The following is a 20403-nucleotide window of genomic DNA, read 5'->3' as shown; positions in this document are numbered from 1 at the left end:
TGCAGGAGAAGAAGGACAATGACGCGCACCCCAGTCACCGTCACCGTAACCGGCGCCGCGGGCCAGATCGGCTACGCACTGCTGTTCCGCATCGCGTCCGGGCACCTGCTCGGCGCGGACGTGCCCGTACGCCTGCGCCTGCTGGAGATTCCGCCGGCGGTCAAGGCCGCCGAGGGCACCGCGATGGAGCTGGACGACTGCGCGTTCCCGCTGCTGTCCGGCATCGACATCTTCGACGACGCGACCAAGGCGTTCGACGGCGTCAACGTCGCACTGCTCGTCGGCGCCCGCCCGCGCACGAAGGGCATGGAGCGCGGCGACCTGCTGGAGGCCAACGGCGGCATCTTCAAGCCGCAGGGCGAGGCCATCAACGCGGGCGCGGCGGACGACGTCAAGGTGCTGGTGGTCGGCAACCCCGCCAACACCAACGCCCTCATCGCGCAGTCGCACGCTCCCGACGTCCCGGCCGAGCGCTTCACCGCGATGACGCGCCTCGACCACAACCGCGCCCTCGCGCAGCTGTCGAAGAAGGCCGGCGTCTCCGTCGCCGACATCAAGAAGATGACGATCTGGGGCAACCACTCCGCGACCCAGTACCCGGATATCTTCCACGCCGAGATCGCCGGCAAGAACGCCGCCGAGACGGTCAACGACCAGAACTGGCTGGAGAACGACTTCATCCCGACCGTCGCCAAGCGCGGCGCCGCGATCATCGAGGCGCGCGGCGCCTCCTCCGCCGCGTCCGCCGCGTCGGCCGCTCTCAACCACGTCCACACCTGGGTGAACGGCACCGCCGACGGCGACTGGACGTCCATGGCGGTCGTGTCGGACGGCTCCTACGGCGTCCCCGAGGGCCTGATCTCGTCCTTCCCGGTCACCACGAAGGACGGCAAGTGGGAGATCGTCCAGGGCCTGGACATCAACGACTTCTCCCGCACCAAGATCGACGCCACGGTGAACGAGCTGTCCGAGGAGCGCGACGCCGTCCGCAAGCTCGGCCTCATCTGACCCACCGAGCAGCCGAGCCCCGGACCCCACCAGGCCCGGGGCTCGTCCCGTCTCCGCCCCCCGCCCAGGCATGCCGCCCTCTGCGGTGGCTCCCTGAGCACAAATGGCAAGCACGGCCGGCGTGCGCATTGGTTGGACCCGGTTGGTGAGTACGGCAGGCGTCCGCAGATGGTGGGCGCGGTGGGCATGCGGAGCTGGTGGGTATGGCTAGTGGGGACGATCGACGGGCACGATCGCACGACCTCAGTAAGCCTCCAGGGACGAGGTCGGCGTACAGGAACTGCTCGAGCCAGCCGACCGCCCGCCCGACCGCCCGCCTGTGCGCCGACCCGCTGCCCGGAGGACGACCGACATACGGCGTGGCCGCTGGCCGAGGGATTGCCGGGGCACCGCCGCTGGGTCGCCGGTGGCCGCGGCCACCGGCGTCCGCCACGCCCTCGGTGACTTCATGGCTGCCTACCGGGACGGCGAGCGGGCGCTGCGCGGACTGGAAGCCCGCGAGTTCTGGGGCGCCAGCCGAACTGCGCGGCAGTTCCGCCGACCTGTCACTGGCCATATGCCCGTTGAACTCCGCGAGCGTCGGTGAGTCGGCCTTTGCTGAAACCGCAAGGATTCAGGCCTCATCGTGGCGAGCTGGCAAAGCTGAGTGTCGTACCGCCCACAACGTCTCGACACGTATCGCAGGATGGAGTCACCGTGCCCGCCACGTCCGGCCGCAAGCGCCGCTCCGATACCCCGCCGCCCCGGACCGGAAGCAGCGAGGCGGAGGTGCTGCGCGGATTCCTCGACTACCTACGGACGTCGATCGCCGCGAAGGTCGAAGGCGCTCCAGAACCGCAGGTGCGGACGGCTGCTGTACCGTCCGGCACGAACCTGCTCGGCCTGCTCAACCACCTGACATTCGTCGAACGCGCGCTCTTCCTCGGGGACGACGTCACCAACTGGCAGGCGACGTTCAAGGCAGCGCCGACGGACAGTGTGGCCGATGTCGTCGCCCGCTACCGCGAGACGGTCGAGCGCGCGAACGAGGTGCTCGACGGGTGCACCGACCTTGCCACACCGATTCCCCGGCCGAGGCCGGGACGCTCCGCCCCCAGCGTCCGCTGGGCGCTCACCCACATGATCGAGGAAACCGGCCGTCACGCCGGCCACGCGGACATCCTTCGCGAACTCATCGACGGCACAACCGGCCGCTGAGCGTCCCTCCGATCAGGCGAGCCAGCTCGTCCAGTCGCAGCCTGTCGTCTCCGGACGTGACCGTCAGCCCATACCGTCCGACGACGGCCCCGCCAACCGCACCCCTCACCCGAAGCCGTCCCTGGCCATTCGAGTGATCGGAGCGGCTCATCGAGGCTCCCGAACACCGGCCGACCGTCGCGGAAGACAGGTTGCAAGCGCTCTGCTTCCTCCGGCCGGCAATCCCGCGACTGCAGAAAAGACCCTCTGCAATCGCTGGCCGTCCAGTTTCTGTCGGTTGATGACTCAGGGACCCTTTTTCGCGGGGTCGAGCAGCCGCACGAGTAACGGACGCCGAGCGAGCGCACCTTGGGTGAGTGCTGTGTGAGTAGCTATCGAAGGAGTAGGTGCTGGGGACGGCGCTGCGTGCGGGGCCGCCCTCCAAGAACTACCTACACAACCCATCCCCGAAGAAGTGATGTCCGAGATTCCCGAAATTCCATTCATGGTGACATTTGTCGTACTTTCGCGAGTGACGCAGAAACGGCAATATTCGAATCGGTATTCGATGTAATAGCGGGCTGCGTCAGGTAAAATGGGGGTCATGGAAGCGGCCGGGATCGACCTTGCTGCGGCGTCCACCACCGAATTGGTGAACGCCGCGTCGGCGATCGCGGCCGAACTCGCCCGCCGCACCCCACCCGACTCCGCGGCCGCGTGCATGGGGCTGGCGGAGGCTCTCGCTGTGGCCGGTGATCTGCAGGAGGCGGCGCTCGCCGGCCTGGTGGGTGTGGTGGATCGGGGCCGGGAGGTGCAACGGTGGGGTTTCCCCTCCACCCGGGCGTGGCTGCGGTCCCGCCTCGGGATGCGCGATGCCCGCGCCAAGGAGCGGGTGACCCTGGCCCGGCAGCGGCACCGCCTCACCGAAGTGACCGGACGCTGGACGGCCGGGACCCTGTCCACCGGGTACGCCGCCACCATCGCCGGCGCCGTCACCCGCCTCGACGACGCCGATTGCGCGGCCGCGCAGGACATTCTGCTGGGTCTGGTCGATCAGGGGTGCTCGGCGGGGAAGGTCGCCTCGTTCGGCCGCCGCATCCGCGACGTCATCGCCGAACGCGACGGCCGCGAACAGGCCCCCGACACCGACACCCGCCGCGGCTACGAGCATTCCTGGATCGACTCCACCCGATCCCTGGACGGCGGCCGCTACATCCGAGGCTGGCTGAACGCCGAAGACGCCGCCATCTGGGACGGCACCCTCACCCCGCTCGCCAAGCCCGCCGGGACCGACGACCGGCGCGACGTGTCCGAACGCACCGCCGCCGCGTTGAGCAGTGTCCTGTCGGGCGGACACAAGGCCACCAAGGTGACGGTCATCTGCGACCTGGACACCCTCACCGGCGCCACCACCCCCGCCCGCCTCACCGACGGAACACCCATCCCCGCCGCACAAGCCCGCCGCATCGCCCTCACCGCCGGAGTCTCACCCCTCCTCCTCGGACACCGCAACACCCCCCTCTACCTCGGCCACCGCGTCCGATTCGCCAGCCCCGGCCAACGCCAAGTCCTGGAAACCCTCTACCCCACCTGCGCCGCCGAAGGCTGCCAAGTCCCCGGCACCCTCTGCGAAGTCGACCACGTCCACGGCTGGGCCCTCGGCCACAACCCCACCGACATCGACCAACTCACCCTCACCTGCGGATGGCACAACCGCTGGAAAGCAGCCAACCCCGACCGCATCCACATCACCACCCAAAACGGACGCCACACCTACCGCATCAAAGCCCCACCCGACACCACCACCCACCCACCACCCTGGCTCCAAGCCGCCTAACCACGGCAGCCCGAGATCGTGATCTAAGCCGGTAGCGGCCGGTGTCCGTAACGTAGGACGGCCGCCCGATGATCCTCGAATTGTGACGCAAGAAGAATTCTTGGCGGCTGCCGTCGCCATGGTCGAGGTCGGGGCATGGCCCGTCACCTCGGTGAGTTGATGGGCCTGATGGCCGAGTGCTTTCGCAGGTGGAAACCCTGCACCCAGCTCCGCAAATATGTTGCGCATTGATGAGCGACCTGCCGCGCAAGAACTGCTGGAGCATCGCCGACACGCCGGCGACGCCACGCCCGGCAGGATGCAGCAGCTGCTGAACGCAGCCAAATGGGCACCATGGCCGCGATGGCCGCGATGGCTGCGGTCCGGACGCTGGTGTGCCAGCGGTTGGACGACGGCGACGCGGCCGCGATCCTGGACGAGTCCGGACAGGAGAAAAAGGTGGGCACCCGAACCGTCGGCGTCAAACGCCAGTACGTCCGCTGCGCGGGCCGGGTCTCCAACGCCATCAACGTCGTGTACTGCAACTTCGCCACCGCCGCCGGGCACGCGCTGGTGGCGCTCGCCCGCCCGGAGAGCGGTGCCAGCGCCATCCGCAAGGCCGCCGTGGGAGGCCGCGTGGCGGCGCGGATCGAGCGGGACGGGCCCGTCACGACGGTGATCATGTCCCGTTCCGAGGCCAGGAACGCCCCGCGAGCAAGCCACCGACCCCGACCGGGGCGAACGCGACCAGGTACCCCAGACAGGTGGTGTCCGCGACCAAGCCTGAACTGGGCGGCCAGATCGGCGGTTGAGGGTTTGTCTTGGCTGATCTGCACGCCGAACAACGGCTTCCGCCGCGGGTGACCGGCGACGAGGTCTACGGCGCCGACCCGAAACTACGCGCATGGCTGGAGAACCCGCAGGTCGGCGCCGGTTATGTGCTGGGAATCGCAATCGCCAGGTCGGCGCCGATCGCCTTCACCCCGATCGCCTTCACCCCGATCGCCTTCACCCCGATCGCCTTCACCCCGATCGCCTTCACCCCGATCGCTTTCACCCCGATCGCTTTCACCCCGATCGCTTTCACCCCGATCGCTTTCACCCCGATCGCTTTCACCCCGATCGCCTTCAGCCCGACCGCCAAGGGCAGGGCCGACGACGTGCTGAAGACGCTGATGGCCTCGGACTACTGGGTGATTGATTCGTGCGGGGTCGGGTCCAAGGGCGAACGCCGCTACGCCGGGGCGTGGATCGGCACCGCCGATGCCCGCCGCTACCTGCTGACCTGCCCGGAGCCTGACTCCCGATGCCAAAAGCGTCCGCGAGGTGGCGTTCTACCTGTGCTTCGTCCCCCAGGGACGGCGGCTGGTGATGCTGCGGACACTTGTGCGGATCGCCGGTCGCAGGTGGCCGATCGAGGAGGACTTCCAGACCGGAAAGCCGCCTTCGGGCTGGACCACTCCCAGGTCAGGACCTACCCGACGCTGCTTCGCTACCTCGTGCTGGCCCTGGCCGCCCTGGCCGTCTGCGCCATCGCCGCCGCCCAAGCCGCACCGCCATTTGCGGCCGCACTGCCGCCCGCGCCGCACCGCCGTCTGCGCCCGCGCCACCGGTGGCACGATTGGCACCCGCCTGTCCCGGCGATGATCCACCCGCTGCCCCAGGCATGCTCTCGTTGGCGGTCCACGACGTGAAACGCCTGGTCAATCTACTCACTCGCACCTGGCTCGGCCTGCAACACGGCCTGAACACCACCTGCGCTGGCATCTCTGGTTGACGATGTCTCCAAGGCCGCGCCCGCTGGTGCCACCAACGAGCCCGACGCCCTGCGCGCTCGCGACCGGCGTCAGCCGACCGTGACGAGATCACCGTCTCGGACTGCCGTACTAGCTAGGGGAAGAAGCCGCGTGTGTATGGGTCGGTGAGGGTATTCAGCGCGGCGAGGTCGCCGGTGGCGGTGATCTTGCCTGCGCGCATGAGGACCAGGCGGTCGGCGACGTCGGTCGCGGTGAGCATCGGGACGTCGTGGGTGATCGCCAGGACGGCGGCTCCGCCGGCGGCGTACTTGTACAGCGTCACCCACACCTCGTAGGCGAGTTCGGTGTCGAGGGAGGCCGTCGGTTCGTCCGCGACCAGGATGTCCGGGGCCGGGAGCAGCGCGGCGGCGAGTGCGGCGCGCTGGATCTGGCCGCCGGAGTGCTCGCCGGGATAAAGGTCGAACAACTCGGTGGGATAGCGCGCTGCCGTGCAGGCGCGCTCGATGGTCCATCGGCCGTGGTGGCGTTCCAGATCGTGCAACTGCGCGCCGACGGTCTCTGTGCTGGAGAAGGCGTCGACGCCTGCTTGGGGCAACAGGCCGATGGTGCGGCCACGGAGGCGGCGCCATTGTCGCTGATCCCGGACGAGGGTGCCGTTGACCAGAACGTGGCCGGTGCTGCGGGCGGGCTCTGGCAGCAGCCCGGTGAGTGCGGCGGCGAGCATGGACTTGCCGCAGCCCGATTCACCGAGGAGGGCGGTGATCTGCCCGTCTGGCACGGCGATGTCCACCGAGTCGAGGACGGTCTCGCTCCACCGGCCGGTGTCGACGTGGACCGTCACGTTCCGCAGTTCGGCACCCACCGCACCGTCCTTCGCCACTAGACATATGGCGCCTCAGGATAGGCCCGCACGCGTCGGAATCGTCATCGGCGAATCGTTCGTATCGGCTACTACGCCAAGGCGAGCTTCGTTACTCTTGACCGGCCTGCTGACCATTGCCTGCCCGAACCATGACAGTTCGCATGCCTGGAGTAGAGATCCTATGAGCCCTCCGAACCGGGTCGCCCAGGCCCTTGGAACGCAGACCACCGGTACGCCGGGGCCTGTCACGTCGCCTGGGGGCCGTACGCCTCCGTCCATGGGGCCGGCGCAGCCGAAGTCGCCGTTCGGCAACATGCCGGTCTCGACGGGGTCGGGTGAGGTGCGCTTCAAGCCGGACGACCTTGTGCGGCTGGGCGGCGAACTCGTCGGCAGGCTGGGGGACGACCTGACCCAGGCGCGGCGCCATGTGAACGCCGCGCCTCGCGAGGTCGAGGCGGGCGCGTTCACGACGTTCTGCGCCCACCTGGCGCACGCCTACGTGCAGGGCGTGGAGTACGCGGACGTCGATCTGGTGACGAAGCTTCGCCAGTTGAAGGAAGTCCAGGACGGGCTGAACACCACCGCCAAGATCATGAAGGCGGCCGAGGAGAAGAGCGCGCCGAAGAGCCAGTAGGTCTTCGGCCTGAGCGGAAGCGGTTCCCCCATGGCTCCCAGTGGAATGGGCAATCTGGCCGAGATGGCCAAGATCGCCTTAGACACCTCGACGGCTGCGGCCTTCGTGATCCCGTCGGCGTGGCCGTCGGTCTCGGTCATGTACATGGCGCAGTCGGACCCCGCGCAGCTCTGGGACGCGGCCGAGGACTGGAAGAAGGCCGTCGACAAGATCAAGGCGGCGCGCGACCGGATCGACGACGAGCTGCGCTCGCTGCCGCACGACAGCTGGTACGGCAAGGACCGCGACGCCTTCGAGAAGAAGATGAACGACTACGCGAATCAGCTGATGCTGGCGTTCGCGTACGCGTTCGTCATGTTCATCGTGCTCACGATCATGGCGCTGCTGATCGCCGTGTTCATCATGATGATGGTGGTGTGCGCGTTCGTCCTCGCGTTCTTCGCCGCGTGGGTGATCATCGCCTGGGCCTTGCTGCCGGTGCCGGGGTACGGCCAGGCGTATCTGGCCACGGTTCAGACGGCTGCACGGCAGGCCGCGCAGAGCGTCCGGCAAATCCTCCGCATGGGCGAGATGGCGCTGGAGAAGACCGGCACGGCGTGCGCGGCAGCCATCGCCGCCGCCACAGGGGTCGACGTGCTTGGCCAGATGCTCACAGGCAACACCAACGCATTCCCGGACTTTTTCGAGGCGACCGTCCGCAGCGCCGACGACGTGGCCATCAGCCGACTCGCCCTCATCGAGCAGAAGCTCACCGGGCAGCTGATGCGCGGCCGCGCCGTCGGCGGCACGGGGTATGGAAAGTGGCGGCTTCCCATGCAACGGCTCCCGCAGAAGTGGAAGACGCTCTGGTCCGGCCTCGGCGGCGCGAAAGGGGTCGCGGACACGGGCATCCCCTACGCTCCCGAAGGCATCCTGAACCCTGGCGCGCCCTGGGGTAACAAGGGGATCACATCGATCACCGGTCAGGAGGGGTACGGGGACGACTACGTTAAACGGACGAACCCGATCCCGGCGGACACGGGCAAGGAACTCGGCTGATGACCCTTCCCGAGGATTTCAAAGTCGTTATCGGGGACCCCAAGCGAGATGCGCCGATGATGCTCGCCCTTGTGGCGCTTTTGTGTGCCCTGTGCACGTGGGGAGCAGTGGCTGTGGACAACGGCTGGCGTTTCGTGCTGGCTGTGCTGGCGGTCCTGCTCGTCGCGTTGTTGCTGCTGGGCGTCTACCCGCTCCTGCCCGGGAACGAATTCATCGTTTACGTCGACGCTACGGGCCTGGTCGTGACGAGGGGTAGGAAGCCCGCGCAGATCCTTCCGGCCGAGCGGTTCCAGCGGTTCGAGGTCATCGACCCAGGGGACGGCGGGGCGGTGCAACTGAAACTGCGCTACAGCAGGGACGAAGCTTACGAGCCACCGCGCGCGATTCGTGGCATGGAGGAGATTCCGGGCCGCCTCTTGCTCGCAGTGGTCAAGGACGAGGACGGGTTCGGCTCCCTCAGCCTGGAGGATCTGTGGCGGCTTCGCCGGTTCGTCGAGGAGACGGGCATGGGCTCGTGGGAGGCGGAACCCCGCCGCTACTGACAGGCGGAAATGTCAGCGCTGCTGGAAGGCCCGCCGCATGTTGTCGATGATCGCGGTGGTCTCCTGGAGAGTGCCTTCGAAGGTCGTGTGCATGTCGGTGATGAAAGCGGCGGCCTCCTCCGCACTGGGCGGTGCCGCCATCTGCTCGCCGTCAGGCCCGAATGACTCGGTCGTCAACTCGGCCGCCCGGCGTTCGAACTCCCGCTTGGCGTCTTGCGCGGTCGCGGTGATCAGTTCGCCGAGTTCGGCGGCGGGCATGCGCAGGGCCCTCGGGTCGAGGTCGACGCCGGCGAGACCCGCGCCGGTCCAGCGGGCCTTCACCCGGCCGTCGGCGGATTCGGCCTCGGCCTCCAGTTCCTCGATCCGCCGCCGCAGATCTTCGGAGTTGGCGGCGAACTGCTGCGCGCTGTCGGCCAGCGCGGCGAAATCGAAGACCATGTTCTCTCTCGTTTCGTCGGGGGTGTCGAGTGGCCCGGTCACGGAGTGCGCTGGGCTTGGAGTTCGGCCGCGACCTCGGCGGCTATTGCGAGGCCCATGAGGAGGAAGCGCCAGCGGTCGCTGTCGTCGGGGCATTTGATCGTGGTCATGCCGCCGCTCGTCGAGATGTGCCCGACGGGCATGTTCCGGACGTCCATGACCTCGAAGTTGGTGTAGAGGAAGTTGCCGCGGATGCTGCCGAAAGGTTCCGCGTCCGCGTCCGCCGCCTGGAACAGGTTCGCGGTCATGGCTTCCCGGCCGGTGCGCCGCACGGTCGCGATGCGGGCCTCGGAATCGTCCTCGATCCAGAGGACGTCGATGTCCCGCGTCCGCTGCGATGGCATCCGGAACAGCGGGGCTCCGTCCGGTGACAGGACGCGCACCTCCTGGTCGGAGCGCGAGAACATGGCGCGGAAAGACCAGCGTGGACGTTCGACGACCGCGAACTCGTCTCCCTTCCAGTCGACGAACTTGTCGCCCGTCATCAGGAAGTGGCACCGGTCTTTCTCCTGGGAGCTCATCGTCCGCCTTCGGGTCGGTCGGCCCGTTCATGTGGGAGGGCGACCGAGTTTAGTGGCGTCGCGGCGGCCTGCGGAAGGAAAGGCGTACTGCGGTGGCGGCTTTTTCGCGGACGCGATCACTTGCGTTTGGGTGGGCTGCCTATGGCGATCGAGAAGACGAGGATGAGGCCGGCGATGGCCGTTACCTGTAGTTCTCCGGTCGTTGACATCTCTGATTTGGGCCCGCCGATCGGGGCGAATCGTCCGGCTGGGTCGAGGACGACGGGAATGGTGTCGCCGCGCTCGCGGCCTTCGCAGTTCGACGCGTACTCGCGGGGGAGCGGGGTGCCGTCGGGGCGGTGCAGTGTGCAGTGGTGCTGCGGTTTGCCCTTGTGGCCGCCGGTCGTCCAGGTCTTGGCCACGATCGCGTCGGAGTCGGCGCCGACCAGGGTCATCGTGACGTCCCGGACGGCGATGACGCCGACCGCGTAGAGGGTGAACAGTGCCAGGTAGCCGAGCGTCAGGGGCACGGCCCTGAACCGGAACGGCCGCCCCGAGCCGTACAGCAGGCCCATGGCGACGGCCGAGCAGACGCAGCCGACGATGGCGAGCAGTGCCGCGTTCGCCATGCCCCACCACAGGTAGCCGGCCGAGGCCGCCGCCAGGCCGAGCAGGGCGATGACCAGCGTCCGGGCTCCGCGCCAAAGGGCGGGCAGGGCGTCGGTCATGCGTCCTCCGGGCGGCGGTCATTCGTCCTCTGGGCGTCGGTCGTGCGTCCTCTGGGCGGCGGTGGGGCGGGTGATCGGACGGTAATCGGCACCGTAGTGGTCACGAAATGATCTGAAGGCGTCGGTACCGGTCGCTAGTGTTTGATCGCTCGGAAAGCGATCGGGGAGGCGGATGGTGGCGGAACAAGCGTTTCAGGTGGATCTGCGCGGCGTGGTGGATCTGCTGAGCCGCCATCTTTACGCCAGCCCGCGCGTCTACCTGCGGGAACTGCTGCAGAACGCGGTGGACGCGATCACCGCGCGGGGCGACGGCGGCCGGGTCGGGATCGAGACCGGCGGCGGGACGCTCCGGGTCCATGACGACGGGGTCGGGCTCACCGAGGACGAGGTCCACACGCTGCTGGCGACCATCGGGCGGTCGTCCAAGCGGGACGAGCTGGGCTTCGCCCGGCACGACTTCCTCGGCCAGTTCGGTATCGGGCTCCTGTCGGCCTTCCTCGTCGCGGACGAGATCGAGGTCGTCACCCGGTCGGCGCGGGGCGGCGACGCCGTCCGGTGGACGGGCCGCTCCGAGGGTAGCTACCAGGTCGAACCGGGCGAGCGCGACGAGCCCGGCACGACGGTCACCTTGCGGGCGCGGCCGGGGGCGCAAGAGTTGCTCGCCCCGGAGGCCGTGGCCGAGCTGGCCCGCACGTACGGGTCGCTGCTCCCCGTCGAGCTGACCGTCGACGGCGCGCCGATCACGGGGGACGGGCCGCCGTGGCAGGCGTCCCATCGTGATCCGGCCGGGCGCCGGCGGGCGCTGGAGCAGTACTGCGAGGAGCTCTACGGGTTCACGCCGTTCGACGTGGTCGACCTCGACGTGCCCGAGGCGGGGCTGACGGGCGTCGCGTTCATCCTGCCCGCGCCCGTCTCGCCGACCGCGCGCGCCTCCCATCGGGTCTACCTGAAGCGGATGCTGCTGGCCGAGAGCGTCGAAGGGCTGCTCCCCGAGTGGGCGTTCTTCGCGCGGTGCGTCGTCGACGCGGGCGAGCTGCGGCCCACCGCCAGCCGCGAGGCCCTCTACGAGGACGAACTGCTCGACGCGACCCGGCAGGCCCTCGGGGACGTCCTGCGGCAGTGGCTGGTGAAGCTGGCCGAGACCGACCCGGCGAGCCTCCGCGCGTTCCTGCGGCTGCATCAGCTCGGCGTGAAGGCGATGGCGCTGCACGACGACGACATGCTGCGGATCGTCGACCGCTGGCTGGAGTACGAGACGTCCGCCGGGCCGATGACGCTGCACGAGTTCCGCCGCCGCCATCCGGACGGCCGGTTCACCACCGGCGTGGACGAGTTCCGGCGGCTGTCGGCGGTCGCGGGCGCGCAGGGCGTCGGGCTGGTCAACGGCGGCTACGTGCACGACACCGAGATCATCGAGCGGCTGCCCGACCTGGACCCCGACATCCGGCTGGCCCGGCTGGACGCGGCGGAGCTGACCACCACGTTCGGCGTCCTCGACCCGGCGGCGGAGCTGGCGCTGCGGCCGTTCCTCGCGGCGGCGCAGCGGGCGGTGGAGCGGCTCGGCTGCGAGGTGGTGGTCCGCGACTTCGACCCCGCGTCCCTGCCCGCGCTGTACCTGACCAGCCGGGACGCGCAGTTCCGGGAGGAGCTGACGCGGGCGCGGGAGGAGGCCGGCGAGCTGTGGGCGGACGTCCTCGGCGCCGTCGCCCCCACCGGCGTCGAACGGCCCCAGCTGGTGCTGAACTACCGCAATCCGCTGGCCCGGCGCATCACCTCGCTCGGCGACGGCGGGCCGGTCGAACCGGCCGTCCAGGCCCTGTACGGGCAGGCGCTGCTGCTCGGCCACCATCCGCTGCGGCCCGCCGACACGGCGGTGCTGAACCGTTCCTTCATCGGCCTGCTGGAGTGGGCCGTCCACTCCCCGGAGGACCCCACGTGAGCACGGACGACGTCTACGCGCTGATGGCGCGTTCGCAGGAACTGCCCTACGGGGAGGCCCGCACCGTCCTGGTCGAGGACGCGCTGCGCCGCGCCGAGGCGGCCGGTGACGACGTGCTGGCGTTCCACGTCCGCGTCCGGCTGACCGACGCGTACCGGTACGGCGGCGAGCCCGCGAAGGCGTTCGCGACGTTCAGCCGGACGCTCGCCGACCACGACCGCGACCCGGGCCGGTTCGACGAGACGCACGGCCTGCTGTGGCAGATGAAGGCGATCGTCAGCTCGCTCACCCTCTTCCCGGAGATCCCGCTGGACCGCACCTACGCCGTCCTGGACGACATGGAGCGCCGCTACAAGGCCGGCGGGCACAGCCTCCAGGCGGTGTACCACTACCGCAACGTGGTGGCGCGGCACGTCGGCGACGGGACGGCCGACGACTGGTACGTGAAGTGGCGTTCCGCCGAACGCGACGAGCTGTCGGACTGCGAGGGCTGCGACCCCACCGGCATGGCCCGGCACCTCGTCGAGGCCGGCCGCCACGAGGAGGCGTTCGAGGTCGCAGCCCCCGTCCTGAGCGCGCAGCTGAACTGCAACGAGCAGCCGCAGTCGATCCAGACCGCGCTGCTGCCCGTCTACCTGCGGACGGGCCGCGCCGACCAGGCCGCCGACGCGCACCGCCGCGCCTACCGGGTGCACCGGACGCGGCTCGCCGACCTCGCCGACGTCGCCGAGCACCTGGAGTTCTGCGCGGTCACCGGCAACGAGGCGCGCGGCCTGGAGATCCTGCAGCGGCACATCGGCTGGCTCGACCGCGCCCCGAGCGCCCACGCGGACATGGAGTTCTCCGCCGCGGCGGCCCTCCTGCTCGGCCGGGTGGCGGCCGCCGGGCACGGCGCCGCGACCGTCCGCCGGCCGGGTCCGGAGGGGCGGGCGGCGGACGTGCCGCTGGACGAATTGCGCGCCGAACTGGCGGAACGCGCGACGGCACTGGCTGCCCGGTTCGACGCGCGCAACGGCACGTCCCACCAGGGCGACAAGGTGCGCGCCACGCTGGCCGCCGAGCCGGTCGTCGACTTCGTCCCGCTCGCGGCCCACCATCGCCGCCCCGCACCCCCGGCCCAGGCCCGCGCGCAGGCCCCGGAGCCCGCCCCGGCGCAGGACGACCTGGCCGCCGTCGGCGACCTCGACGAGCTCCTCGACATCGGCGACCGGTGCCGCAAGAACGGCGACGTACCCGGAATGCTGGCGGCCTTGCACCGCTTCGACACCGTCGCCCAGGCAACCACCCCGCCCGACCCGGCCGACCCTACCGACCCGACTGACACGCCCGACGCGCCCGAGCCGAGCGGGCCGATCGGGCAGCCCGACCCGACTGGGCCGACACCCCTGCAGCGGGCACGGCGCTTGGACGCCCGGGGCGTCGAACTCGCCGTCGACGGCGACGGTGAGCAGGCGGCCGCGGTCTGGGACGAGGCGTCCCGGCTGTTCGGCGAGCTGGGCGACGAGACGCGCCGGCACCGCACGCTCGGCCGCCTCGGCGCGATGCGCATCGACCTCGGCGACGAGGGCGGGTTCGACCTGCTGGTCACCGCGGCCGGACACTTCACCGCGAACCCCGGGGAGGCCGCCGACACCGCGTCCGCGCTGCTCCGGCTCGCCACCGCGCACATCCGCTTCGACCGTCCCGGCGACGCCCTCGCCGTGCTGGACGGCGTCATCGCCGAGGACGTGCCCGACTACACCGGCGAGCTGTGGTTCCTGCGCGGGCAGGCGCTCCTGCTGATCGACCGCGCCGACGACGCGGCGGCGGCGCTGCGCCGGTCGATGGAGGCGGCGCGGGAGTCCGGCGATCCCGAGCTGGCCGCCTCGCCCGCGCTGCTGCTGGCCCGGACGCTGGCCCGCCGGGAGAGCGGCCCGGACGACGAGGTGTTCGCCCTCCTCGACGAGGTGATCGGCGTGCTGCCGGGGACGTCGCCGATGCGCGCGGCGGCGCATTCCGAGCGCGGCCTGGCGTTCCTCGCCGCCGACCGTCCCGCCGACGCGGTCGCCGACCTGGTGGAGGGCATCGCCGCGTGGACGGCCGCGGGCATGCACTCGCAGGCCGTCGAGCTCCGCGTGGACCTCGCCGCCGCCTACCTGTCCACGGACCGCGCCCTGGAGGCCGCCGAGGCCGCCGAGGAGGCGCTGCCGAACCTCGACGGCGGACTCGACGGCGACCCCGACGCCGGCCCCGACGCCGGCAACGCGCGGCGCTGCCGGCTGATCCTCGCGCACGCGCAGAAGCAGCTCGGCGAGGAGGACGCCGCGACCCTGTTCACCGGCCTCGCCGAGGACGCGGCGCGGACGGGCGAGCACGACGCCGTGGCGCACTTCCTCAACGAGGCCGCCGACGTCCTGACGGCCCTCGACAAGGACGCGCAGGCCGCCGAACGCTATGCGCAGGCCGCCGAGGCGTCCGAGAAGGCCGGCGACCCGTACGGCGTCGTCCGCGCCCGCCGCCGGGGCGCGGTGTGCCTGATGTGGAGCGGCGATCGGGACGGGGCCGTCACCGCGATGGAGACCGCCCGCGCGGCGCTGGCGGGCCTGCCGCCGGACAACGAGCCCGCCCGCGTCTGGGAGACCGCCCTGACCTCCTTCGAGCAGGCCCGCGTCCTGGCCCAGGCGGGACGGCTCGACGAGGCCGCCTCCCACGCGTCCGCCGCCGTGGACGGCTTCACCGCCATCGACCAGACCGAGCCCGCCGAGGACGCCGCCCGCCTCCTGGAGGAGATCCGCGCCGCCCTCGGCTGACCAGGGCCTTCCGGGCGCCCGTCCGCCTGCCTCAGCGGACGCGGCGGGCGCCGTCCGACGGGACGGCCTCCAGGAACTGCGGGGGTGTCCAGCCGCGCTTCTGGTAGGCCGCCGTGATGGCGTCGCGGACCTTCTCCGCGCGGGCCGCCGGGGTCAGGACGATGACGGAGCCGCCGAAGCCGCCGCCCACCATGCGCCCGCCGCGGGCGCCCGCCCGGAGCGCCGCGTCCACGGCGGCGTCGGCCTCCGGCCACGAGACCTCGAACTGGTCGCGCAGCGACAGATGGGACGCGTTCAGCAGCGCGCCGAACTCCGGCAGGGCGCCCGCGCGCAGCAGGCCGACACCGGCCTCCACCCGGTGGTTCTCGGTGACGACATGCTGGACGCGCCGCCGCAGCACCGGGTCGCGCAGCGTCCCCAGTGCGGCGGCCAGGTCCTTGACGTCGCGGAGCGCGTCCACGCCCAGCAGGGACGCGGCCTCCTCGCACTCGGCGCGGCGGCGGCCGTACTCGCCGCCGGTCAGCGTGTGCGAGGCGCGCGTGTCGACCACCAGCAGCGTCAGCCCGGCGGCGGCCGGGTCGAACGGGACCTGCGACGACAGCCCGCTGCGGCAGTCGAGCATCAGCGCGTGCCCGGCCGTGCACAGCAGGGACGCCGACTGGTCCATCAGCCCGCACGGCACGCCGACCTGCTCGTTCTCCGCGCGCTGCGCCAGCCGCGCCAGCGCGGGACGGTCGATCTCGACGCCGTACAGGTCGCAGAGCGCCAGCGCCGTCGCGCATTCCAGCGCGGCGGACGACGACAACCCCGCACCCTGCGGAAGATCGGAGTCGATCAGCAGCGACACGCCGCCCACCCCGTGCTCGCCCGTCCGCTGCTCGCCCGTCCGCTGCTCGCCCGTCCCGTGTTGGCCCGTCCCGTGCTCGCCCTGCGCTTGCGGGCCCTGCGCTTGTTCGCGCTGCACTTGTTCGCGCAGTACGCGGGCCACGCCGACCGGGTATGCCGCCCAGGCGCGGTCGGTGGGCCAGCCCTCGGAGACGACCGGCGGGCCGTCCACTGGAGCGGTCACGGTGGTCGGGGCCTGGCGCGACCGCACCTCGATCATGCCGTCGTCGCGGCGTGCGGCGGCCACGGAGACCCCGCGCGACAGGGCGAACGGCAGCACGAACCCGTCGTTGTAGTCGGTGTGCTCGCCGATCAGGTTGACCCGGCCGGGTGCGCGCCAGACCCCGTCCGGCGCGTGCCCGAACGCCGCGGTGAAGTCCTCGATCATCGGGACCGCAGGAAGGTCCAGGCGTCGTCCACCATCGTGCGCAGGTCGCGTTCGGGCTTCCAGCCGAGCTGCGACTGGATCTTGTCCGACGAGGCGATCAGCACGGCCGGGTCCCCGGCGCGGCGTGGCGCCACCTCGGCCGCGATGTCGCGGCCGGTGACCTCGCGGCACACCTCCACGACCTCCCGGACGGAGTAGCCGGTGCCGCTGCCCAGGTTGAATACCTGGTGCGCGCCCGGCTCGCAGGCGTCCAGCGCCAGCAGGTGCGCGCGGCCGAGGTCGACGACGTGGATGTAGTCGCGGACGCAGGTGCCATCGGGCGTCGGGTAGTCGTCGCCGAACATCTTGACCGCCCCGCCGTCGCCCTGCGCGATCTTCAGGACGTTCGGGATCAGGTGGGTCTCGACGGTGTGCCGCTCGCCCTGCCGCCCGTAGGCGCCCGCCACGTTGAAGTACCGCAGCGACACGCCGCCGATGCCGTGCAGCCGCGCGTACTCGGCGAGGGCCGTGTCGATCGCCAGCTTGGACGCGCCGTAGGGGTTGGTCGGACGGGTCGGGTCCGTCTCCAGGATCGGCGTCGACTCCGGCTCCCCGTAGGTCGCGGCCGTCGAGGAGAACACGATCCGGGGGACGCCGGCGGTGCGCATCGCGTCCAGCAGCGCCAGCGACTCGCCGAGGTTCTTGTCCCAGTACAGGCCGGGCTTCTCCACCGACTCGCCGACGAGGGACCTGGCCGCGAAGTGCAGCACGGCCTCGAACCCGGCCCCGGCGAGGAGGTCGGCGGCCGTGTCGCGCAGCGTGCCGCGCACCAGCCGGGCGCCCTCGGGGACGGCGTCCTCGTGCCCGGTGGACAGGTCGTCCAGCACGACGACCTCGTGCCCCGCCTCCAGGAGCAGAGCGGAGACGACGCTGCCGACGTAGCCGGCGCCTCCGGTGACGAGCAGCTTCACTGACTGACCTCCACGATGAATGCGGGCACGGTACTTGGAGCAGGATGAACGCGAGCACGGCTAATCCGGACCATGGCGAATCCGGACCACGACGAATCCGGACCATCGCGGATGCGGGCCACCGCGAATTCGGACCCCGGGGGCCCGTCCAGGCTATCCGGAAGGCCGATCGGGGAAGGCTGAACCCATGGACCGGACGCCGCCCCGGCCCCCCGCGGGCCCCGTGCGTCCGCTCGTGCGCCCGCTGGTGTGGCTGCTGTCGCACTCGGCCGACCTCGTGGTCCGGCTGTCGGGCGGCGACCCGGACGCGCTGCGCGAGGAGATCACCGCCGAGCGGATGCGGGCGCTCATCGCCGAGAACACCCAGCTCACCGCGGAGGAGCGGACGCTGATCGGGGAGGTGTTCGCGGCGGGGGACCGGCCGCTGCGCGAGGTCCTCGTACCGCGCACCGAGGTGGTGTTCCTGGACACCGCCCTCCCGCTGCGCGCCGCCGCCGGTCTCGCCGCGCGCAGCCCGCACTCCCGGTTCCCGGTCTGCCGCGAGTCCCATGACGAGGTGGTCGGCTTCGTCCACATCCGGGACCTGCTGGCCCCCGGCGCGGAGGCGGAGAGCGCCGCCGTCGGCGATCTCGTCCGCCCGGTGAAGTTCCTGCCGCCCTCGAAACGGGTACTCCCGGCGCTGTCGGAGATGCGCCGCGAGCGCTGCCACCTGGCGATCGTCACCGACGAGTACGGCGGTGTCGCCGGGATCGTCACCCTGGAGGACCTGCTGGAGGAACTGATCGGGGACATCCGCGACGAATATGATGTGCAGGACGCGCAGGCACGGCGCCTGCACGGCGGGGTGGTCGAGGTCGACGGCCTGCTCAACCTGGACGACTTCGCCGCCGAGACCGGCATCCGGCTGCCGGACGGGCCGTACGAGACGGTCGCGGGGCACATCATGGCGGTGCTGCGCCGGGTCCCCGCCGAGGGCGACTCGGTGGAGGCCGGCGGCCGCCGCCTCGCGGTGGCCCGGATGGACGGCCGGCGGGTGGCCCGCGTGCGCGTCATGCCGCGGGCGACGCCGCAGGCCGTGCCGGTGCCGTCCGGTACGGCGTCCGGTACGCCGTCCGCGACCCTGCCGTCCGCGACCCCGCGGGCGGTGCCCGGCGACGAAGTTTCCACGTGACACCTGAGAGAATCGTGCCCATGCCCGAAGCGCCCAGCCAGCCAGCGTCCGGAACCACCGCGGCGAAGCCGCGCGTGCTGTCCGGCATCCAGCCCACCGCCGACTCGTTCCACCTCGGCAACTATCTGGGCGCGCTCCGGCAGTGGGTCGCGATGCAGGACACCCACGAGGCGTTCTACTGCGTCGTCGACCTGCACGCGATCACCATCGAGCACGACCCGGCGCTGCTGCGCCGCCGCACGAAGGTCGCCGCCGCGCAGCTGTTCGCGATGGGCCTCGACCCCGACCGGGCCCACGTGTTCGTGCAGAGCCACGTCCCCGAGCACGCGGAGCTGGCGTGGATCCTCGGCTGCCTCACCGGGTTCGGCGAGGCGGGCCGGATGACCCAGTTCAAGGACAAGTCGTCCAAGCAGGGCACCAGCGGGACCAGCGTCGGCCTGTTCACGTACCCGATCCTGCAGGCCGCCGACATCCTCCTCTACACCCCGGACCCGGCGTCCGGGGTGCCGCTGCGCGTCCCCGTCGGCGAGGACCAGCGGCAGCACCTGGAGCTGACCCGCACCCTCGCGGGCCGGTTCAACCACCGGTTCGGCGACACGTTCACGCTGCCGGACGCGCACATCCCCGAGGGCGCCGCGAAGATCACCGACCTGCAGGAGCCGGGCGCGAAGATGAGCAAGTCGGCGTCCTCGCCGCAGGGCATCATCGACGTGCTGGAGGAGCCCGGCCCGATGCGCAAGAAGATCATGCGCGCGGTCACCGACACCGGTTCCGAGGTCGTCTACGACGAGGAGAAGAAGGCCGGCGTCACCAACCTGCTGCGGATCTTCGCCGCGCTGGAGGGCACGTCCGTCCCCGACCTGGAGGCCCGCTACGCGGGCTCCGGCTACGGGCAGTTCAAGAAGGACCTCGCGCAGGTCGTCCTGGACACCTTCACCCCCATCAGGGAGCGCACGCTCAAGCTGCTGGACGACGAGGAGCACCTCGACCGCCTCCTCGCCCAGGGCGCCGGGCGCGCCTCCGAGGTCGCCGTGCGGACGATGGAGGCCGTGCGCGAACGGGTGGGATTCGTGGTACGTGGTCGCTGACCGCGCACCGCGCGACGCCGCCGCGGCGGGCCAGGGGGAGGCCCGCGGCGGGGCCCAGACCACGATGGTCGGGGGCATTCCGGCCGTGAGCGGCCCCGGCCGCCGTGCGATCGGCGTCGCGATCCCCATCCCCGACCCGCACGGCTCCTACCTGCAGGCCAGGCGCGCCTCGTTCGGCGACCCGCTCGCCCACGCCATCCCGACGCACATCACGCTGCTCCCGCCGACGGAGGTGGACGAGGCCGCGCTGGACGGCATCCACCGGCACCTCCTCGGCGTCGCGCACACCGAGCGCGCGTTCCCGATCAGATTGCGCGGCAGCGGAACGTTCCGGCCGGTGTCGCCGGTCGTGTTCGTGGCGCTCGCCGAGGGAATCGGCGGCTGCGAACGCGTCCAGGAGAGGGTTCTGTCGGGCCCCCTGGCCCGCCCGCTGCCCTTCCCGTACCACCCGCACGTGACCATCGCCCACCACCTGCCCGACGACGTGATGGACCGCGCCTTCAAGGAACTCGCCGGCTACGGCGCCGACTTCCACGCCTGGGGGTTCTCCCTCTACGAGCACGGCCTGGACGGCGTGTGGCGCCGCCACTGCGACTACATCTTCGGAGACGGCGCCGTCCTCGCGCCCGGTTACCGGTCCTGACCGCCGCGCGCC

19 protein-coding genes are annotated in these 20403 nt (G+C 71.1%); 13 read left to right on the top strand and 6 right to left on the bottom strand.

The window, feature by feature from the left end:
* The first annotated feature begins 18 nt into the window (after positions 1-18).
* The 5 genes from ABZ806_RS08895 (at position 19) to ABZ806_RS08875 (ending at position 5694) form a co-directional block, all read left to right on the top strand.
* A complete protein-coding gene (locus ABZ806_RS08895) occupies positions 19-1008 on the top strand; it encodes a malate dehydrogenase (RefSeq protein WP_500216296.1) in 990 nt (329 codons plus the stop codon).
* Between the two features lie 696 nt (positions 1009-1704).
* The gene (locus tag ABZ806_RS08890; protein WP_500216295.1) at positions 1705-2205 is read left to right on the top strand and encodes a DinB family protein; all 501 of its coding nucleotides are present in this window, start codon (positions 1705-1707) and stop codon (positions 2203-2205) included.
* A 583-nt stretch (positions 2206-2788) separates the two neighbouring features.
* Positions 2789-4021, top strand: a complete 1233-nt coding sequence (locus ABZ806_RS08885; protein ID WP_500216294.1) for an HNH endonuclease signature motif containing protein — start codon at positions 2789-2791, stop codon at positions 4019-4021.
* A 333-nt stretch (positions 4022-4354) separates the two neighbouring features.
* Positions 4355-4864 (top strand): transposase, encoded by a 510-nt coding sequence (locus tag ABZ806_RS08880; RefSeq protein ID WP_500216293.1) that lies wholly within the window; start codon positions 4355-4357, stop codon positions 4862-4864.
* Complete coding sequence (locus ABZ806_RS08875) at positions 4822-5694, top strand: transposase family protein (protein WP_500216292.1); 873 nt, start codon at positions 4822-4824, stop codon at positions 5692-5694. The genes ABZ806_RS08880 and ABZ806_RS08875 overlap by 43 nt, the downstream gene beginning before the upstream one ends.
* A 196-nt stretch (positions 5695-5890) precedes the next feature.
* Here ABZ806_RS08875 and ABZ806_RS08870 read toward each other — a convergent pair whose 3' ends face one another.
* Positions 5891-6619 (bottom strand): ATP-binding cassette domain-containing protein, encoded by a 729-nt coding sequence (locus ABZ806_RS08870; RefSeq protein ID WP_500216291.1) that lies wholly within the window; start codon positions 6617-6619, stop codon positions 5891-5893.
* A 277-nt stretch (positions 6620-6896) separates the two neighbouring features.
* On the opposite strand from ABZ806_RS08870, the gene ABZ806_RS08865 reads away from it, so the two are divergent.
* The 3 genes from ABZ806_RS08865 (at position 6897) to ABZ806_RS08855 (ending at position 8833) form a co-directional block, all read left to right on the top strand.
* A complete protein-coding gene (locus tag ABZ806_RS08865) occupies positions 6897-7253 on the top strand; it encodes a hypothetical protein (protein ID WP_500216290.1) in 357 nt (118 codons plus the stop codon).
* Between the two features lie 63 nt (positions 7254-7316).
* Positions 7317-8291 (top strand): hypothetical protein, encoded by a 975-nt coding sequence (locus ABZ806_RS08860; RefSeq protein ID WP_500216289.1) that lies wholly within the window; start codon positions 7317-7319, stop codon positions 8289-8291.
* Positions 8291-8833, top strand: a complete 543-nt coding sequence (locus ABZ806_RS08855) for a hypothetical protein (protein ID WP_500216288.1) — start codon at positions 8291-8293, stop codon at positions 8831-8833. Before ABZ806_RS08860 ends, ABZ806_RS08855 begins: the two co-directional genes overlap by 1 nt.
* A gap of 12 nt (positions 8834-8845) precedes the next feature.
* Here ABZ806_RS08855 and ABZ806_RS08850 read toward each other — a convergent pair whose 3' ends face one another.
* From ABZ806_RS08850 to ABZ806_RS08840, 3 genes are all read right to left on the bottom strand, one after another.
* The gene (locus ABZ806_RS08850; RefSeq protein WP_500216287.1) at positions 8846-9271 is read right to left on the bottom strand and encodes a YbaB/EbfC family nucleoid-associated protein; all 426 of its coding nucleotides are present in this window, start codon (positions 9269-9271) and stop codon (positions 8846-8848) included.
* Between the two features lie 38 nt (positions 9272-9309).
* A complete protein-coding gene (locus tag ABZ806_RS08845; protein WP_500216286.1) occupies positions 9310-9831 on the bottom strand; it encodes an LURP-one-related family protein in 522 nt (173 codons plus the stop codon).
* A 116-nt stretch (positions 9832-9947) separates the two neighbouring features.
* Positions 9948-10538: a hypothetical protein gene (locus ABZ806_RS08840; protein WP_500216285.1), complete on the bottom strand. Its 591-nt coding sequence runs from the start codon at positions 10536-10538 to the stop codon at positions 9948-9950.
* Between the two features lie 175 nt (positions 10539-10713).
* On the opposite strand from ABZ806_RS08840, the gene ABZ806_RS08835 reads away from it, so the two are divergent.
* Both ABZ806_RS08835 and ABZ806_RS08830 read left to right on the top strand, forming a co-directional pair.
* Positions 10714-12477, top strand: a complete 1764-nt coding sequence (locus ABZ806_RS08835; protein WP_500216352.1) for an HSP90 family protein — start codon at positions 10714-10716, stop codon at positions 12475-12477.
* On the top strand, positions 12474-15266 hold the full coding sequence (locus ABZ806_RS08830) for a hypothetical protein (protein ID WP_500216284.1): 2793 nt from the start codon (positions 12474-12476) through the stop codon (positions 15264-15266). The genes ABZ806_RS08835 and ABZ806_RS08830 overlap by 4 nt, the downstream gene beginning before the upstream one ends.
* 31 nt (positions 15267-15297) lie before the next feature.
* Here ABZ806_RS08830 and galK read toward each other — a convergent pair whose 3' ends face one another.
* The gene (gene galK / locus ABZ806_RS08825; protein WP_500216283.1) at positions 15298-16539 is read right to left on the bottom strand and encodes a galactokinase; all 1242 of its coding nucleotides are present in this window, start codon (positions 16537-16539) and stop codon (positions 15298-15300) included.
* Positions 16536-17489, bottom strand: coding sequence for a UDP-glucose 4-epimerase GalE (galE, locus tag ABZ806_RS08820; RefSeq protein WP_500216282.1), 954 nt, complete (start codon positions 17487-17489; stop codon positions 16536-16538). Before galE ends, galK begins: the two co-directional genes overlap by 4 nt.
* A 187-nt stretch (positions 17490-17676) precedes the next feature.
* On the opposite strand from galE, the gene ABZ806_RS08815 reads away from it, so the two are divergent.
* The 3 genes from ABZ806_RS08815 to ABZ806_RS08805 are packed head-to-tail and all read left to right on the top strand — an operon-like array spanning position 17677 to position 20391.
* On the top strand, positions 17677-18660 hold the full coding sequence (locus ABZ806_RS08815; protein ID WP_500216281.1) for a hemolysin family protein: 984 nt from the start codon (positions 17677-17679) through the stop codon (positions 18658-18660).
* A 20-nt stretch (positions 18661-18680) separates the two neighbouring features.
* Positions 18681-19748, top strand: coding sequence for a tryptophan--tRNA ligase (trpS, locus tag ABZ806_RS08810; RefSeq protein ID WP_500216280.1), 1068 nt, complete (start codon positions 18681-18683; stop codon positions 19746-19748).
* On the top strand, positions 19738-20391 hold the full coding sequence (locus ABZ806_RS08805) for a 2'-5' RNA ligase family protein (protein ID WP_500216279.1): 654 nt from the start codon (positions 19738-19740) through the stop codon (positions 20389-20391). Before trpS ends, ABZ806_RS08805 begins: the two co-directional genes overlap by 11 nt.
* Positions 20392-20403 lie beyond the last annotated feature (12 nt).

This window comes from Spirillospora sp. NPDC047418, from assembly GCF_040643275.1.
Taxonomy (GTDB): domain Bacteria; phylum Actinomycetota; class Actinomycetes; order Streptosporangiales; family Streptosporangiaceae; genus Spirillospora.
This window is presented reverse-complemented; position numbering and strand designations above follow the sequence as displayed.